The 17,832-nt window shown below is 40.8% G+C and carries 16 protein-coding genes and 1 riboswitch; of the genes, 7 read left to right on the plus strand and 9 right to left on the minus strand.

Translation table 11 applies throughout. The annotated features are described in order from the left end of the window. Positions 1-15: 15 nt before the first annotated feature. Positions 16-1,458: a M48 family metalloprotease gene (locus tag J4N24_RS06510; protein ID WP_207532848.1), complete on the minus strand. Its 1,443-nt coding sequence runs from the start codon at positions 1,456-1,458 to the stop codon at positions 16-18. A 219-nt stretch (positions 1,459-1,677) separates the two neighbouring features. Between J4N24_RS06510 and J4N24_RS06515 the strand changes: the two genes are divergently transcribed. Continuing rightward, positions 1,678-3,978, plus strand: coding sequence for an ATP-dependent helicase (locus J4N24_RS06515; protein WP_207532849.1), 2,301 nt, complete (start codon positions 1,678-1,680; stop codon positions 3,976-3,978). Positions 3,979-4,042: 64 nt separating this feature from the next. On the opposite strand, the gene J4N24_RS06520 is transcribed toward J4N24_RS06515, so the two are convergent. The 3 genes from J4N24_RS06520 to J4N24_RS06530 all read right to left on the minus strand — a co-directional run bounded on the left by J4N24_RS06520 (position 4,043) and on the right by J4N24_RS06530 (position 6,595). After that, the gene (locus J4N24_RS06520; RefSeq protein WP_207532850.1) at positions 4,043-4,294 is read right to left on the minus strand and encodes a hypothetical protein; all 252 of its coding nucleotides are present in this window, start codon (positions 4,292-4,294) and stop codon (positions 4,043-4,045) included. 65 nt (positions 4,295-4,359) lie between these two features. Continuing rightward, positions 4,360-4,512, minus strand: a complete 153-nt coding sequence (locus J4N24_RS06525) for a hypothetical protein (protein ID WP_207532851.1) — start codon at positions 4,510-4,512, stop codon at positions 4,360-4,362. Positions 4,513-4,693: 181 nt separating this feature from the next. Beyond that, the gene (locus J4N24_RS06530; protein WP_207532852.1) at positions 4,694-6,595 is read right to left on the minus strand and encodes a TonB-dependent receptor plug domain-containing protein; all 1,902 of its coding nucleotides are present in this window, start codon (positions 6,593-6,595) and stop codon (positions 4,694-4,696) included. A gap of 86 nt (positions 6,596-6,681) precedes the next feature. After that, positions 6,682-6,868, minus strand: a riboswitch (cobalamin riboswitch). Positions 6,869-7,058: 190 nt separating this feature from the next. On the opposite strand from J4N24_RS06530, the gene htpG reads away from it, so the two are divergent. Beyond that, positions 7,059-8,942, plus strand: coding sequence for a molecular chaperone HtpG (htpG, locus tag J4N24_RS06535; protein ID WP_207532853.1), 1,884 nt, complete (start codon positions 7,059-7,061; stop codon positions 8,940-8,942). A gap of 44 nt (positions 8,943-8,986) precedes the next feature. Here htpG and J4N24_RS06540 read toward each other — a convergent pair whose 3' ends face one another. Next, on the minus strand, positions 8,987-9,667 hold the full coding sequence (locus J4N24_RS06540) for an MCP four helix bundle domain-containing protein (RefSeq protein ID WP_207532854.1): 681 nt from the start codon (positions 9,665-9,667) through the stop codon (positions 8,987-8,989). Between the two features lie 141 nt (positions 9,668-9,808). After that, entirely contained in the window at positions 9,809-10,009 is a 201-nt protein-coding gene (locus tag J4N24_RS06545; protein ID WP_207532855.1) for a hypothetical protein, read from the minus strand. Between the two features lie 87 nt (positions 10,010-10,096). On the opposite strand from J4N24_RS06545, the gene J4N24_RS06550 reads away from it, so the two are divergent. Further along, on the plus strand, positions 10,097-10,531 hold the full coding sequence (locus tag J4N24_RS06550; protein WP_207532856.1) for a nucleoside deaminase: 435 nt from the start codon (positions 10,097-10,099) through the stop codon (positions 10,529-10,531). Between the two features lie 12 nt (positions 10,532-10,543). On the opposite strand, the gene J4N24_RS06555 is transcribed toward J4N24_RS06550, so the two are convergent. Next, positions 10,544-10,915, minus strand: a complete 372-nt coding sequence (locus J4N24_RS06555; RefSeq protein WP_207532857.1) for a hypothetical protein — start codon at positions 10,913-10,915, stop codon at positions 10,544-10,546. A 774-nt stretch (positions 10,916-11,689) separates the two neighbouring features. Here J4N24_RS06555 and J4N24_RS06560 point away from each other — a divergent pair. Continuing rightward, complete coding sequence (locus J4N24_RS06560; RefSeq protein WP_207532858.1) at positions 11,690-12,622, plus strand: hypothetical protein; 933 nt, start codon at positions 11,690-11,692, stop codon at positions 12,620-12,622. A gap of 76 nt (positions 12,623-12,698) precedes the next feature. Here J4N24_RS06560 and J4N24_RS06565 read toward each other — a convergent pair whose 3' ends face one another. Beyond that, positions 12,699-13,415: a hypothetical protein gene (locus J4N24_RS06565; RefSeq protein WP_207532859.1), complete on the minus strand. Its 717-nt coding sequence runs from the start codon at positions 13,413-13,415 to the stop codon at positions 12,699-12,701. 98 nt (positions 13,416-13,513) lie between these two features. Here J4N24_RS06565 and J4N24_RS25845 point away from each other — a divergent pair, with 98 nt between their 5' ends. Together J4N24_RS25845 and J4N24_RS06575 are read left to right on the plus strand one after the other, a co-directional pair. Next, the gene (locus J4N24_RS25845; protein WP_369806204.1) at positions 13,514-13,753 is read left to right on the plus strand and encodes a type II toxin-antitoxin system HigB family toxin; all 240 of its coding nucleotides are present in this window, start codon (positions 13,514-13,516) and stop codon (positions 13,751-13,753) included. A 1-nt stretch (position 13,754) separates the two neighbouring features. Then, positions 13,755-14,204: a helix-turn-helix domain-containing protein gene (locus J4N24_RS06575; protein WP_207532860.1), complete on the plus strand. Its 450-nt coding sequence runs from the start codon at positions 13,755-13,757 to the stop codon at positions 14,202-14,204. Between the two features lie 11 nt (positions 14,205-14,215). On the opposite strand, the gene J4N24_RS06580 is transcribed toward J4N24_RS06575, so the two are convergent. Next, complete coding sequence (locus tag J4N24_RS06580; protein ID WP_207532861.1) at positions 14,216-15,037, minus strand: hypothetical protein; 822 nt, start codon at positions 15,035-15,037, stop codon at positions 14,216-14,218. Positions 15,038-15,366: 329 nt separating this feature from the next. On the opposite strand from J4N24_RS06580, the gene J4N24_RS06585 reads away from it, so the two are divergent. After that, a complete protein-coding gene (locus J4N24_RS06585) occupies positions 15,367-17,745 on the plus strand; it encodes a DUF5703 domain-containing protein (protein WP_207532862.1) in 2,379 nt (792 codons plus the stop codon). Positions 17,746-17,832: the final 87 nt, after the last annotated feature.

Genomic DNA, 17,832 nt, shown 5'->3' on the forward strand with positions numbered 1-17,832 from the left:
TCTCTTTAGTTAAAATTACTCGCCTACCACTTTAATAAGCGTTCCTTTTTCCAAACGGTCCTTAAGCTGTAAGCCATTCAGTATGGCTAACTCTTCATAACGCTTAGCGGGAACATTGTATGTTTTTAAAGCCTGCTCTAAAGTAGTAGCCTGACCTAAGGTTTTTATGTGAACGCGCTCGGGCTTCTTATTCAACTTTGAAGCATCCGTTAGTTTACTGAAACTTTGCATTGTGGAAGTAAAAAGACTAACACGGTTATTAAAGTCGGTTGCAGAAGTAACGCCGATCAGGTGATAGATAGTATCTCCATCCTGGATAAGATAAGACAAGGTCCGTAAAGTGTTCCCCTGCTCCTGCTGCTGGTCAGCAACCAATACATAAGCCGGTAAAGAGTTAACGGTTGTCTGGCGACTTTCGACAGTAGTTAAACTATATTGTTTTAACACATTAGCAGCCGCTTCCTGTAAAGTTTTTCCGGGCGCCAGCATTAATATCATTAGAGCACCTCCGTCTTTTGGTGCCATTTGAAATCGTGAAGGTGAATTTTGAGAAGCCCAACCGGCTGGGATAGCGAATTTGAATTTCAGTTGCGGATGGTAGAATACACTGTTTTCAACAAAGCCCTGACGGGGGTCTTCACCGTAAACCAAACCTTCCAATCTTTTCAGATAGGTGTTCCTGTTCACCTGGGGACTATTTAAGGCAAGCTTTGCTTTCCATTCTTTGGCAGCTTTTGCCACTGCTGCATTTCTTCCTGCAGGATTAGGGTGAGTAGACAGGAATTCAGGAAGAGCTTCTCCTGAACCTTGTTTCGACTGACGATCCAGTGTATTAAAAAAATCAGCCATATGTTCCGCATCGTATCCAATCTTTGACGAGTATTCTACTCCAAGGTCGTCAGCCTGGCGTTCATCATCCCTGCCAAACTTCAAAAACAACAAACTTAGGCCCTGAGAAGCAGTCTGAGCAAAATCGCCCAATTGCGGCGCGATGATCATCCCGGCTATCAATCCCACCTGACTAAGGGTAGCATTCCTTTGCTGTATCACAGAATGACGGGCGGTGATATGCCCTATTTCATGCCCCAGTACCCCGGCAAATTGTGCTTCATCATTAAAATGAGCCATAATACCCCGGGTAAAATAAACATAGCCACCGGGAATAGCAAAAGCATTCAGAATGTCTGAATCTACTATCCGGAAATTATAATCTATGTTAGGACGATGAGAAACGGCGGCCATAGCCTTCCCTTTCTGATTGATAAAATCCTGCAGTTCCTTATTTTCATAAAGCCCGTATTCCTGCACTATCTGCGGATCAGCCTCTTTCCCCATAGCCAGCTCCTGCTCTTCAGACATCAACACGATCTGCTTTTTCCCTGTAACAGGATTAACGGCACACATGTCAAACAGGCCAATAGTAGCGGCCAAACAGACAAAAGTTATATATTTGATCATAAGCATCTATTTTAATCTTACAGCGCAAAATTTAAGCCAAGCGCAATATTAGGCGTAATCTGCTAAAAGTATTTAACTTACACCATACCTTCAAACAAGTATTCTATGAACCAGACGGTCGTGAAGAATGGGGATAAGGTGTTAAAAAACAACCGCTCTTTTTATCAGAATTAATGACACTCATTGCTTAATTTAGCACCCTTCAAAAAAGGAGCAGGTTTGGATTATTTAAAAGGTTTAAATCCTTCACAAAGGGCCGCGGTAGAACAGATCAAAGGCCCGGTAATGATTGTGGCAGGTGCGGGATCAGGGAAAACGAGAGTCATTACCTATCGTGTTGCACACTTAATTAAAGCAGGAGTTGATCCTTTCAATATCCTGGTACTTACCTTTACCAATAAGGCGGCAAAGGAAATGCGAGAAAGGATCACGTCTGTGGTTGGTCCCGAAGCCAAAAATATATGGATGGGTACATTCCACTCTGTCTTTGCTAAAATATTAAGAGTAGAAGCAGAGAAGATCGGCTACCCTTCTAATTTTACCATTTACGATACAGACGATAGCAAAAGTTTGTTAAGGGCTATTCTGAAGGAATATCAGCTGGATGATAAGTTGTATAATGCCAATTTCGTTTATGGACGTATTTCTTCGGCAAAGAACAACCTCATCTCCCCTGCTGAATACATGAAGAATGAGCATATCCAGGCAGAGGACTTTTCTACAGGCAGAGGTAAGATAGGCGAAATATACCTTACTTATACGCAGCGCTGCTTTAAAGCTGGCGCAATGGACTTTGACGATCTTCTTTTCAAAACCAATGTATTGCTTCGCGAACATCCAGATGTACTTTATAAGTATCAGAACAAATTCAAATACCTGATGGTGGATGAGTATCAGGATACCAACTTTTCGCAATACCTCATTGTGAAAAAACTGGCAGCCATCACAGAGAACATTTGCGTAGTAGGCGACGATGCTCAAAGTATTTATGCTTTCCGTGGTGCTAATATTCAGAACATCCTGAATTTTGAAAAAGACTATCCTGATCTGAAGGTGTTTAAGCTGGAGCAGAACTACCGTTCTACCCAGAACATCGTAAATGTTGCCAACAGCATTATTGCCAACAACACTAATCAGCTTAAAAAAGACGTATTCTCTGAAAACGAAGAAGGCGACAGGATTAAGATTGCACGGGCTTTCAGTGATAACGAAGAAGGAAAGATCGTTGCAGAAAGTATTATGCAGGAACGGGCGTTAAAAGGTTTGCAATATAAAAGCTTCGCTATCCTTTACCGTACCAATGCTCAATCTAGAGCAATGGAGGAGGCCTTACGAAAACTGAATATTCCTTATAAGATCTACGGCGGACTTTCCTTCTACCAACGGAAGGAGATTAAAGACTTGATCGCTTATTTCAGACTTACCTTTAATCCGAACGATGAGGAAGCACTGAAGCGCGTGATCAACTATCCTAAACGTGGAATCGGAGATACTACGGTTGACCGCATCATTGTAGCTGCAGATAAAAATAATGTAACATTATGGGAAGTTGTGGTTAATGCACAGCAGTACCTGGAACCGAGAAGCGCCACGGCGGTAGCTAACTTTGGAACCCTTATACAAAGTTTCCAGGTTCTTGCCAAGAACAATTCAGCTTACGATGCAGCATTACATATTTCACAGCATTCAGGTTTGCTGAAAGACCTTTACGAAGACAAATCTGTTGAGGGCTTAAACCGCTACGAAAACATTCAGGAACTCCTGAACGGTATAAAAGAGTTCAGTGAGCGGGAAGACATCGAGGAAAGAGGCTTGGATATCTTCATGCAGGATGTTGCCCTCCTAACAAATGACGATAACGATAAGGATCCAAATGCCGATACAGTAAGCTTAATGACGATCCACTCGTCTAAGGGACTAGAGTTTCCGCATGTATATATCGTAGGTTTGGAAGAAAACCTTTTCCCTTCGCAAATGTCGCTCAACTCAAGGTCTGATCTTGAGGAAGAAAGGCGTTTATTCTACGTAGCTATAACAAGGGCGGAGAAGAAACTTACTATATCTTATGCCACATCGCGTTACCGTTGGGGAAATCTAACAAGTTGCGAGCCGAGCAGGTTTATAGATGAAATTGACGCCCGGTTCTTGGAGCTTGACTTTAAGCAACAGCAAAAAGCTTCGGCTGAGAATCCTTTCTTTGACGGAGACCGTTCTGCCTGGAGTAGGACATCCTCATCTTCTACGGGTACTAAAGATGTATTTTCTAAACCAAAACCAACTGGGGCTCCTCCAAAAACTACAGCAATTCTTCCAAAAGCACACGTTCCTTCAGAGGGTTTTGCACCATCAGATACGAGCAATTTACAAGCAGGAATGGAAGTAGAACACGAGCGTTTTGGATTTGGAAAAGTGATCAGCCTTGAAGGATCAAAGCCAGACATCAAAGCAACAATATTCTTTCAGGGATTAGGCAACAAGCAATTATTACTGAAGTTTGCCAAACTAAGGATAGTAGGTTAAATTTCAGGACATACAACCAACGAGCAAATAATCCGGGTGACCAAAATCACCCGGATTATTATTTTTAAGAATCTGCTCCTTCGTGACCTTCAAGTTTTACTAGTTTATTATAAAGTCCAAGTAGCAGGAATGGTGCTACCCACTGACCAACAAATAAACTTTTAGGTTTCCTGCCAACAACCTGCAAGACTAATGAAGCCGCAATAGCAGCACCTGCTGTCCATAAGAATAGATCAGATGGAAGTTTTGCTGTTTGCTCTTCAATCATTCTGGCCACTGGCCCTTCTGAGTGTTCTGGATTGAAATTAGTTGCCATATTTTTTATAGTTAGATGATTTATTAGGGTTTAACCAATTCTTGTGCCAATAGGTTTGGGATAATTCAATCATCATTCTCATTGGTATCATCCCAATATGAATAATAATCAGGTTCCTCTGACTCCAAATCTTCGTTGTGATTATCTATAACTTCGTTCTCGTGGATAATTTCCTCCTCATCCGTGAGACGGAAATACTTTTTTTCATTCAATACCATAGAGCGTAATTTTGGAGATAAAGACGTATTTATACTTACTGATGAGAAAAATACAATTATTAGGCCAAAGGTGTGAAACAGGTGTTTCTTAAAAAAAAACGAATCGCCGATAGGACGATTCGTTTTAAGTGTATTTCTGCCCTGCAAGCAGAGGTTAGTTTTACCTTATTTTAGAAGATTTTTATTTTATCACGTAGTTCAAGCCAAACATGAAATTTGTTCCCATAGTAGAATAGCCTGCTACTTCCTGGTAATCTTCATCCAACATATTGTTTACGTTCAGAAAAAGTTTAAGCCTGGAAGAGTACTTATATTCACCATACAGGTCAAGCAGCTGATAAGCTTTTTGTTGAAGGGAAACCGAATTGAAGGTTTGATCATCGAAATAGGCATCTGCCCGTTTCCCGTAATTCCTGAAATTAATGCTGGAATAGAACCTGGAAGAAGGCTTTAAACCCAGGTTTACACCGACCGAGTGCTTTGGTCTTCTCAGCAGGTCCTCCGATATCAGCACTTTCTCTCCAGATTCAGTCTTTGTAAAACTTTTTCCATCCACAAAGGCATAAAACGCTTTAATGTCAACATACCGGCTGCTAAAGGTTGGTTCAATCTCTGCGCCCCAGGTGTCTTCGATAGCAACATTCTCATACCCTACAGCTCCGTAAGTGATTGCATCTTTTAAATAACGTTCGTACCCGGTTATACGAAGACTGAAGCTATTATTGGGACTCACAGAAAATCCAGCCTCATAATTATTTGCCTCCTGGGGTTTAAGCTTTGGATTACTGCCGAAAGCACCATAAAGTTCTGTCAAGGTAGGCGCTTTAAATGCACTACTAACGGTTCCGAACAAACGGAAACCTCCATCAAAGAAATTTACAGAGGGCGTGATCGAATAGGTATAATTATCTCCGTAATCACTATGGTGGTTAGCCCTTCCTCCTATTTCCAGATCGAAATACTGGCCTAAATTCTTCATCGCAACCGAGCCGTAAGCACTCATTAGATTTGCTTCAGGCTTTGCTTTTTCAGCACCCGACTGGATCACCCTGGTAAAACGGTTCTCTAAACCTGCCAGGATTTGAACCTTATTACTTATCCTCTGATTCAGGAACAGATCTGCTAAATGCATATGCCCTTCGAAAAGGCTTGGAAAAGAGCCTTTATAGTCACGGCCTGTATGCGAATAGTTATAGTTAAAGGTTAGCTTAGACAAGCCTGTCCTGAACTCTGAATTTAGACCCGTTGAAAGAAAATTGTTATATGTTACATTTTTACCTGCAGAAAGCGCGTCATCGCTAAAAGCCCCATTGTCAAACTGAGAATCAATATACTGATACTGGAAAAATGGATTCACAGAAACCTTGTTATTGACCTTATAACCAAGCCAGGCGCTCAACCCATCTTGAATGAAGCGGTCTTTATCAAAAACTACACTTCCCATCTGTTTTGCTTCTGAAATTCCATCAGAATGCAGATGGGAATAATTCAGATTATAAGAAACCCCTTTTACTTCACCCGAAACCGCAGCACCGCCCTTATACGTTCCATAGCTTCCGCCATTAGCTGAAATAGAAGCATTAAGAGGAGCACCATTGCCTTTTTTAGTAATAATATTGATCACCCCGGCAACAGCGTCTGATCCGTACAAAGTTGCTTGTCCCCCACGCAATATCTCAATCCTTTCAATTTGGTCGGTAGACAAAAGCCTCAGATCGAAAGTCGCTCCAATAGCCGAAGGGTCGTTCACCTGTATTCCATTAATTAGAATCGGAGTGTAGGCTGTTCCTGCTCCTCTTAAAAATAAGGTCTTATCTTTCCCGTAATTTCCCTGAGCTCCGGTAATATAAATTCCGGCCTGCTCGCTTAATAGTTGGGGCACACTCTTTCCCTGACTTCTTTCGATGGTTTCCTTTCCGATCACCGACATTACTTTTCCGGTTTGTGACTGTTTCTGATCCAGTTTAGTCGAGGTAACAACAACTTCTCTTAATACAGAATCCCGTTGTGCCGAGGCGCTTGTCGCAAACGCCAGTTGTGCTAGCCCCAGGCCAGCAGCAACTACAATTTTTCTACTCTTCATACATGTGATGAGCATAAGAGGCAAATAAATACAAATGAGAATACACGAAGGGTACTATCACTCATAGCTTCAATCCCCGAAAGCTCTGAATATTATCTCACTAGGCAGGTCTTCTGACTACTCCCGGAAATTCGCCTTCCCGTTTTATAAACAGTGGCTTTCGAATGAATTCCGTTTTTGGAGAACACAGCAGCGGGTCTGTCGGGGATTCTCACCCCAGTTCCCTTTTAACCCCAGTCGACAAGACTGGAGACCTAATTGGCCGCAAATGTATAAACTTAGATTTGATTCACAACTGACCTTCGTCACAATTGATGTTTTACTCCCTTTGCGACATGGAAGACAGCATAAGAGGGATGAAAAGTAAAATTAAACCCTTAGCTCTGCCAATTTGACAATTCAATTACGTTTGGAACACCAGTTGAGGAAACAGGACGAAATAAGATCTAATCGCAGTACAGTTATGCAAGAAAAAGGCACAATTTCGATTCACACCGAAAACATCTTCCCGATAATTAAAAAATTCCTTTACTCTGATAATGAGATATTTTTAAGGGAATTGGTTTCAAACGCAGTTGATGCAACACAGAAAATAAAACGCCTGTCTTCATTAGGACAATACCAGGGCGAGTTGGGTGATCTACAGGTGGAGGTTTCTTTCGACGAAGAGAAAAAGACCATCACTATTTCCGATAAAGGTATCGGAATGACAGCTGATGAGATTAAAAAATACATCAACCAGATCGCCTTCTCCGGAGCAACTGAATTCGTTGAAAAATTCAAAGAAGCAAAAGATGCAAATGAACTGATCGGTAAGTTTGGTTTAGGCTTTTACTCTGCCTTTATGGTGGCAGATAAGGTAGAGATCAATAGCTTATCTTACCAGGAAGGTGCACAACCAGCACGCTGGATTTGCGACGGCAGCACAGAGTTTGAAATTTCAGACGGTAGCCGTACTGAAAGAGGTACAGACATCACGCTTTTTGTGAATGCCGAGTCTGAAGAATTCCTAAGCAAGTTCAAGCTTCAGGAAATCCTTGACAAATACTGTAAATTTTTACCAGTTCCTATTAAATTCGGAACTAAAACAGAATCTGAACCAGATGGTGAGGATGAAGAAGGTAAACCAAAATATACTTCTGTAGAAGTTGATAATATTATTAATAATCCTAATCCGATCTGGACTAAAGCTCCTTCCGAGCTGAAAGACGAGGATTACCTGGAATTCTACAAGGAATTATATCCATTCGGCGAAGATCCGCTGTTCTGGATCCATCTGAATGTAGACTATCCATTTAACCTGACTGGTGTACTTTACTTCCCTAAGGTTAAAAATGATTTCGATTTCCAACGCAACAAGATCAAGTTATTCTCCCGCCAGGTATTCATTACCGATGAGGTAAAAGACATCGTACCAGAATTCCTGATGCTTCTTCACGGTGTGATCGATTCACCAGATATCCCATTAAACGTTTCCAGAAGCTTCCTGCAAGCAGACAGTAATGTCAAGAAGATTAATAACTACATCACTAAAAAGGTAGCTGATAAACTTTCTGAGCTTTACAAGAAAGATCGCAAGGCTTACGAAGAAAAATGGCAGGATATCGGTCTTTTCGTGAAATATGGTTTTGTAAGCGACGAGAAGTTCTACGAGAAAGCAAAAGACTTCACTCTTTTGACCAACACGAAGAACGAACACTTCACGCTGGAAGAGTACAAAGAGAAAGTAAAACCACTTCAGACAGACAAAAACGATACCATCGTTTATCTATATACTCCTGATGCTGCCAAACAGGACGCTTTCATCCAGTCGGCGAACAAAAAAGACTACGACGTATTGCTGATGAACTCTCCTATCGACAATCACTTTATTAGTCACCTGGAGCAGAAACTGGAGAAAACCACATTAAAACGTGTTGACTCTGATGTAGCAGACAAGTTGATCGTAAAAGATGATGCTCCTGCACATGTATTAACAGAGGAACAAACTACTAAGGTAAAAACCATCTTCGAAAGCACTATTTCAAAACCAAACATGAAGGTTGAGATAGAAAGCTTAAGTCCCGAAGAACTTCCTGTTCATATCACGCAAGACGAGTTTATGCGCAGGATGAAAGATATGGCTAAGATGGGTGGAGGAATGAGCTTCTACGGAAGTCTTCCTGACAACTACAAAGTAGCTGTGAACGGAAATCACCCGCTTATTTCCCGTATCGTTTCTGCAACTGACGACCAGGAGCAACAAAAACTTGCGAAGCAGGCGTTTGACCTGGCATTGCTATCTCAAGGCCTGTTAACCGGATCAGATCTGACAGACTTTGTTAAAAGAAGTGTTGAATTGATATAAGTATCAGTTTATATAAGAAAAAAAGCGGCCTCGGTGCCGCTTTTTTAATTTAAATTAAAGCTGTCCTGCTTTACCGCTAAAGCCTTTGATATGGAAATGAGCGATACGATCATGATCCCAATAATGATGACAAGTATCATTTGAATATTTGACAGCATATCAGAAGTTGCCAGAATACCTTCAGAATCTTTCTTCAGCTCGTTGCCCACATCTGTTTGAATCTTGGCTAATACAGAAAGGTTACGAATATTATCCATTAACAAAGCCTTTCCCTCATGTTCGTAGAGTTTTTTCGCCTCACTCAGATCTCCTGCAGCAGCGTTGGCTAAGATCTTCTGTTCTATCAAATTGTAGCTTGTAATCTGAGATCTTAACTGATTTAGAAACTGAGTTTCTTTGTCTACCAGGTAAGTTTTCTCAAAAGAACGGATCAAATCTTCAATACCCTTGTTGTGGTCTAAGAGCTGATGCTTAACCTTTGTTGTGGATTTCCAATCAGAGGTTAACAACCGCTCTATTTCAAAACGTTTATAATACAATTTCTCGGTCAGGTAGAAAATATCCGTAGCTGGTACTAACCTGTCTTTATAGATAGATGTTACCGATTGATTAATAGCTGCAATATTGCGTCGTTCCAGTACGTTGAACAACAATACAAGCAACATTATCCCTGCTAGCAAAAGCGCAACCTTAAGCTTTTGCTGAATTGCAAATTCCCACCTCATACCTTTAAATTTAAATTCCTAAAACGGATGCTGATTTGACTTATAAAATCACGAGTATCAATATAATAACAAATCAGAGCTGGCTGTTTTGATTTTAAATTTAAGTTTATTAAACCATTAAAAAAATGCCTAATTGTAGGATTATAAGGAACTTAGCTCATCAATTTGCAAACACTTCCAGCCGCCACTCTCCTGCTGAAACGTAACTACATAAGTATGGCAGGTACCGTGTTCGTCGTCCAGATCAACAGCCACATCTATTTTACTATCCTTAATCATGTCCTGACGCTTCTCCTGAGCGTCAGCTTTCTCTAAGATCTCTTCGTCTGTATGTGCTCTCATAGGGTTTTCTTGAATAACTTTTTACAACCCTTAAAGTTTTATCCTGTTAACCTTGATAATTATTATCTTATTAAAAATTTTCGAATAATGGATGAATTCATGCAGTTAGCGATAGAAGAAGCAAGAAAGGGACGATCAGAAGGAGGAATCCCTATCGGTTCGGTGCTGGTAAAGGATGGAAAAGTGGTAGCCCAGGGACATAATAAGCGCGTTCAGGAAAACAACCCAATTCTTCACGGCGAGATGGACTGCTTGAATAATGCAGGCCGGATAGGCAGTTACAGAGGTACAGTGATCTACTCCACCCTGATGCCCTGTTATATGTGCGCAGGCACTATCGTGCAGTTTAAAATACCGAAAGTAATCGTTGGAGAATCTAAAACTTTTAGCGGAGCCCGGGAATTTATGGAGTCTCACGGTGTAGAGGTGATCGATCTTAACCTTTCCGAATGCATCGATATGATGGACGAATTTATCAGGGAGAAACCAGAACTCTGGAACGAAGATATAATGGAGTTATAAGCTCCATTATTATCAGATCTCGTCTGGTTCCCTCTCCGGAAAATACTCGCCGGTAAGTAAAACAGAACCCGAGTTTAAATCTGCATTGATGGAGATGTGCATACTCTCTTCTTCATTGGAATCCACATCGGCACAGGCATTAAAATGACCAATATTATAATTTACCTTAAAGGCACCGTTACAATTGGCATCTAAAACAGGTTTATTAATTCGCACGTTATAAATCCTTCCCCTCGACCTGTAATAATAGCTTACGAGAAGGTCCTCGATGACTGGTTTGTGGTTTAGTAACTCATTTAACACAATAGACTCTTTCTCAGCCGCCTGTGTTTTTAATCCCTCGACAGCAATGGACGAGAATTTAAACTTAGTGCTTTCCTGCATTATTATTTGTATTCATTGTAACTTCTAAGCCCAAATAAACGTACTAATAGTGTCCTTTCCAAGAGGACATGTTTTTCATAGGTAGATGTAGAGCCAGGTCTTTGACTTGGCTCTTTTTTGTTCCTTTAAGTACTTGGTTTATTTGAGCTGAAGATTTGGTAGATGTTCAACAAAAAAGAGCCTGCGTTTCAGACTGATTACTAAAGTCAAAAAAGACTTAATTGTTTTTTATAATTTTAAAAAAATAAAAGCCGAGCTTTAACATAATTTTATTAAAGGGAATTAATAATAAAGGCCAGTACTGAAATATTTAACGGGTGCATCAAGGGCCGTTCGCTAAATCAATTTTCTTTTATTGGAGATGATTCTTATATTTGGATTATCCTGAAGCGCTACTTGACTCTATCTGAAAAAGCGCAATTTCTCCATTATTTTTTGAATTAAAAATTTCACCTACCGGTTTATCCCCTGGGTATTCCCTGATTATGCCCAAGTTCTGTATGTGCCTTTATCACGCCTATATAAAGCCCATCTTGAGTCCACCTTTTGTATAAATACGTGGACAGAACCGGGACTTATACTAGTTTTAGAATAGGCACATACAGAACATGGTAGCCACTTGGTTAGAAGCAGGGGCTAATAGGATTACTGATTTTTATACTAAGGGAGAAAGGAGAAAAGTGACGAGAATCATCCTCTTTTTTATTGACAAACAGCCAGTTACCAGGTATTTTTGATCATCAAAAGTAATAAAATTTTAACTAAAACCTTACTATGGCTACAATTGATAAAAAAGGAGATATTCACGGTTCTGTTGGTCCTAATGTGTACCGCATGTGGCGGGATATAAAGGTAATTCAGTCAAAACCTAAAAGAAACGCAAAACGAACAATTGCATCTAAAGAAGCAAGTTTAGAATTTGGTATGTGCAGCAGCACAGCGAGAGTGATCAGAACCGCTTTTGGCTGGGCTTATAAAGCCTATGATGGTGGGATGATCAACCGGTTTACAAAGGCTGTCAGAAGCGCAGTTTCTGCCTCATCGAAGGAAGTTGGAGAAAGAGATATCCACGATGCCGATTTGAGTTTCCTAAAAGGTTTCCAGTTCAACAATAACTCCCCCTTAGATAAAGTTCTGAAATTAAGACCTACTGCTGAACTCAGTGAAGATAATAAGGTTATTGTAAACCTTCCTCGTATTGCAAAAGAAGACATTAAAGCGCACTACGCCCAGGAATATGGTATCCGATTACTCGTTATCGCTTTTGATTTTAAGGAGAGGGTGTATAGTAATATTGCAGCTAAAGAAATAAGGATTAATTATAAGCAAGCTTTTGAAGGAGGAGCGATAGTATTTGACGAGCCTTTGCCAGAAGGAAGACTAGTGGCAGTAAGTATGTCAATATATGGCTACAAGCCAGGTTTCGGAGGAGGAGTCGAAACAACAAACAACGTACAATGGAGCCCGGGGGAGATTTTAAACCTCTGGCAGTTGCCGGCTCAGGCAGAAGACAAGTCGCATGCAGTATTGAAAATGGGGCCATTCCGCTATGAAAATATTCCAATGGGTTATCAGGGAGATTCCTGCCTTGCCAGAATAGCCTGGCTGCGCAGGAAAGCAGAAGAAACGAAAATATCTTCTTCAAAACCAGCAGAGAAGCACGTTTCGGTACCACCAGACTTTCCGAAAGGTGATGTTAAATTTTAAATACGGGCATAAATCAGAGTTTCAAAAGGAGCTTTAGATGAGTTACCCCTTATTACACTTTAATAGTTATGGTGACTCAGTTTACATCCGCTGTATCTGGCTTAACAATCTTGCCAGCGTCGATCTTCATGGCTGAAGGATTGTACAAACCATCTGCTTTAAAGTAGAGCTGTTCATTTTCAGGCAGATCATAAACCATGCAGTTAAACAGTGCAATAGCGTAGAGATGAGGAATCTTTTCATGAATTAAAGTGGCACTTTGCAGGTCTGATACCCAGTCAGCATCGGGATACTTTATTTTATACTCGTACAGAAAGGTTCTCAACTTATCTTTGGCTTCGATATAATCAAACCACTCAGGAAGAGCATAAATTCCTGTAACACTTCCTACTTTTTCTCTTATCTCGGCTTCCTGAGGGGAGGTCTTTCCGAAAAAGAAGAAAAGATAAATACAGGCAGTAAGGGAAATTATAGCTTTAGCGCATAACCAAAGATAAGCAGTACGCGCTTCCTCAACAGTTGAATAAAAATAAACGCTGAAAACACCAGTCACCTGCGCCAGATACCATAAGGAAAGCAGAAGCGTTACCAGGCGCATATAAGTTGCGCAAACGCTTTTTCTGGAGAGTGGTAATTCGATCCCTCTTCTACTATTAAACTCCTTCGCTGTAACCAAAATGGAGCTTATTGGAAAGAGAGGAATAAACCATACATGAAAAAATTTGGTTTCTACCCATTGCTGACTGAGAGACGCAATTTTACCATAGAAGGCTGTCCCGAATAAAACTCTCATTACTTATGAATTATACTGATTAGGAGAATGTTACGAAAAGACCTTCATTAAGTTTCATTCCAGCTGGAGAAAAAACAGGAATCATCACAGGAACCGCAATTAGATTTGCTGATTGGGAATGTCCAGAGTATATTGAACAGAGTTTTGGAGCTGCGGATCTTTTGGGAAATGGCACTAATCGTGTGGTATTTGATATAGGGGGGAATAATTACCGAATGATTTGCAAATACGCATTTGGTAGCGAGCAGATACACTTATTTATCTGCTGGATTGGATCCCATCGAGAATACGATAGTCTTTGTAAGAAGAATGAGCAGTACACTATAAATAATTATTAAAATGGATACATTAAAATACAAGGTGATAAAGACAGAGGAGCAGTATAATGAGTATTGCGATGTACTGAATGAATTGCTGAGTCTGGAAAACCTCTCCCAGGAACTTCAGGATGAAGTGGAGTTAGTTACTTATTTGATTGAAAAGTGGGATGAAGAACATAGTACATTCTATGATGCAGACCCTGTTCAATTACTCAGCACTCTAATGATGGAAAGAGGACTTAAAGCGGAAGACCTGGTAGAAATACTGGGAGTAAGCAAAGGTCTAATTTCTGATATACTCCATTATAAAAAAGGCCTTTCAAAAGAAATTATTCGTTCTCTTTCTAAAGTTTTCAAAGTGTCTCAGGAGGCTTTTAATCGCCCTTATAAATTAAAAGTCCCTGAGAACAGCCATTTAAGGAATGCCAGTGTAATGAACACTGTTAAGGCTTTAGAACTTCACCATTGAATCTATATCTTTTATTTGAAACTCATCCGGAAAAACCGGCTTCGATAGTTTCCATTACTATTTTCGGTCATCTCTAGTACCTTGATCACGAAACTCTTATTATCAAGCCATTGAAGCTCAACTGGTCCCCAGTTACCGCCTTCTATCGTAAGTTTAGGACGATACTGCCCTTGCGAAAGCTCTACCAACTGTAACCCATTACTTGAGTATCTGGCTTCCAGGTCGGCATTTATGGCAATAAACGAATGATTGTCAGGACTCGGGTAGATCTTGCCGATCACATAGATCTCCTCTCCTGTTTTTCTGTTCACTACCATATAACAGTCGCCTTCGTAAAGCTGTCCTCGAAGCAAATAGCTATTTATTCCCTTGAAATAGTTTTGATAGGTATACCAAATATCCTCCTCACTATCTTTGGACACATCTTTAATAGTCTTTGTTTTTCCACCTTCCAGGCTTAAGGTAAGAATGCTGTCTTTTCTATTAAAATACATCGCCTGGCCCTTTGCCAAATACCCTTCCACTTCCTTGTCAGCTTCATAAAAGTTATCGTGTTTCTTATAGATCTCGGCCCTGGTGTTCTCGTCCATGTAAAGAGAGGGAATATACGTGCTATCGATTTCTTTTACGGATAGTTTATAATTCCTGAAGGTGTAGGTAGTGTCTCTTAACTTATCAATAGTATCCACCGGAAATTCTTCTGGTTTCTCTGGTTCTGCAGTCAAAGCCGCAGGCAAGGCTCTCGACTTGGACGTTTTGGGTTTGGTCATGGTCTTCTCATGGGTACAGGAAATACTAAGAAGAACAACTGTAATAGCTAATAGGTATTTCATAAATAAAGGTTTCTTTGCCTTCATAATGTTCGAAGGGTTTGAATTTTGAGGACCAATGTAATAAAATGAAGCGCAATTAGTCAAGTATGCGTTAAGGTGCCCAAGCAAATATTCCAAGCTATCTATTAGACAACAGTTTTTTCCTTAATCTGAATTCTTCTTCGTCTTTCCATTATATAAATTTTGATACATCTCCAATCCTTTCAATAATAAACCTAATAATTTACACCTTTGAATCTCTAATAATAAAAGTAAAATTCTGATCATCTCGCAAGAGAAGGCCTCTTTTAATGGCACTTCTGCAGGATGTAGTTCATGTATAAATATTTATGAGAGTCTCATTATTTCTATCTTTTCTCTTGTTAGCGAGCTTTTTAGTCCCGGCCCAGGATATATCGCAATACAATGTGGTGTGGAATGGCCAGAGCAAAAATTCGTCGGGCTCAATGCCTTTGGGCGGTGGCGATATTGGCTGTAATGTTTGGGTCGAAAATAATGATATCCTTTTCTATATCAGTAACAGTGGAACTTTTGACGAGAACAGCTCCATGCTAAAGCTTGGAAGGGTAAGGATTACTTTATCCCCTAATCCATTCAAAAAAAATTTTAAACAAGAGCTGAAACTCAAGGAAGGCTATGTAGAGGTTAGTGGGGATAACAATACAGTTATTAAGCTTTGGGTAGAGGTTTTTCAACCGGTTATACACGTCAACATAAGCAGCAAGGAACAGCTTAGCTCTAAAGTCGTATTTGAAAACTGGCGAACTGAAGACCACTCTCTTTCAACGCTTGAACGTCATCAGGTGTATGGATACAGTAACACAACGCCAGAGAAGATATCGGTTATCACCAGAAAAGATACTATTCAACCTGAAGCCTCGTCGCTTGTATGGTATCATCAGAACCGGAATACGGATATGATCCTCGATCGTGAAGCCGTTCAGCAACACCTTGGCACAATAAAGAATCAGCTTTGGAATCCAATGCAGAACCTCATCTTTGGTGGTGAACTGCTAGCCGAGGGGATGAAATATGCAGGCACGACAGATAGCATATATGTAGCCAATAAGTATCGGGGCTGGATTTATCAAAGCATTAAGCCGTTAAATAACCAGAAAATAGATATTGTTCTTCATACCGCTCAAGCGAGTGCAGCGGGATGGCGAGAGGGTTTGCAGAAAGCAGTTAGTAAGGCAGGAAGCAGCACGGAAAAATGGCAAAAGAACCTTAAATGGTGGCGAGAGTTTTGGAATAGAAGCCATATCTATATCAATGCGACAAAGGGTGCGGAGGATAAAGGATGGGAGATTGGTCGTAATTATAATGTGTTCCGATATCAATTGGCCTGTAATGCTTATGGAGAATGGCCAACCAAGTTTAATGGTGGTTTATTTGTGTTTGATGCGGATTTTGTAAAAGGTGATTATAAAGGCAAGGTGACTCCCGATTTCAGAAGATGGGGCGGAGGCAGCTTTACAGCCCAGAATCAACGTCTTGTTTACTGGCCGATGCTTAAGAGTGGCGATTTCGACATGATGAAGCCTCAGTTCGATTTTTACCGGCGCGCTCTTGGCAATGCAATTCTCCGTACCAAATTTTACTGGGGGCACAAGGGAGCCTCCTTTACTGAACAGGTGGAAAATTTCGGAATTCCAGCGGGCCATACCTACGAGCGCCTCTGGGGTAAAGACCCTTTCAGCCCCAGATCGGATTCTTCCAGTACAAGAACTTTGCAGAATCAGAAAGGCGAGACGATGAAGTTCGTGGATTATGGTTTCCTTACCAATCCCTGGGTAGTAGATCATTACGACGGACAATTGGAGTTTTCGAAAATGATCCTGGATTACCACCAATATTCAGGAGCTGACATCGCCCGATACCTACCTTTTATCCACGCAAGCGTGCAGTTTTTTGATGAGCATTATCAATACTGGTGTAACAAACTGAACGGGCAGCCTTTGGACGATAAAGGTAAGTTAATACTCTACCCGGGAACGGCTCTCGAAACGTATAAAGGTGCAACTAACGCTACGAGTACAATAGTGGGTATGCAAACAGTGCTGGAGCAGTTGATTGCGCTTCCCGCGAAATATGGTACTCTCGCTCAACGCACCTACTGGAAAGGGCTTTTAAGTCGTTTACCAGATGTTGCTACCCGCGAACTTAACGGTCATAAAGTAATTTCTCCGGCAAAAAGCTGGGATGGAAAGGTGGTGAATACCGAACTGCCGCAATTATATCCGGTATTCCCATTTCACAAGTACGGAGTGGGGCATCCTGATCTTCAACTTGCAATTGATACCTGGCATTTCGGTGTGGACAAAAAAGATCAATATAGTGTGATTAGCTGGCACCCTGATCCTATTTATGTAGCTGATCTGGGCTTAACAGATGAGGCAAAGGATCTGACCACTCAAAAATTATCAAATGCTCCTTATCGTTTTCCTACTTTCTGGGGACCAGGTTTAGACTGGGCTCCCGACCATAACTGGGGAGGTAGCGGAATGATCGCATTGCAGGAAATGATGATGCAGACCAATGGCAGGAAAGTCTACCTGTTACCGGCCTGGCCAAAAGATTGGGACGCAGATGTAAAGCTTCACGCTCCTTTTAATACAATAATTGAAGCATCTGTAAAAAACGGCAAAGTAGCGACATTAAAGGTGTCTCCACAATCGAGAGCAAAGGATGTGATGGTAATGCAATAAGGGATTAGATAATAATATTTCCCGATAAATCGACTTAAATGTAGCGGGAGATTATAAATTCTAAAACAAAGATGTGTTAGCAATCAC

The sequence above is a fragment of the Desertivirga arenae genome (genome assembly GCF_017355785.1).
Classification (GTDB): Bacteria; Bacteroidota; Bacteroidia; order Sphingobacteriales; family Sphingobacteriaceae; genus Desertivirga; species Desertivirga arenae.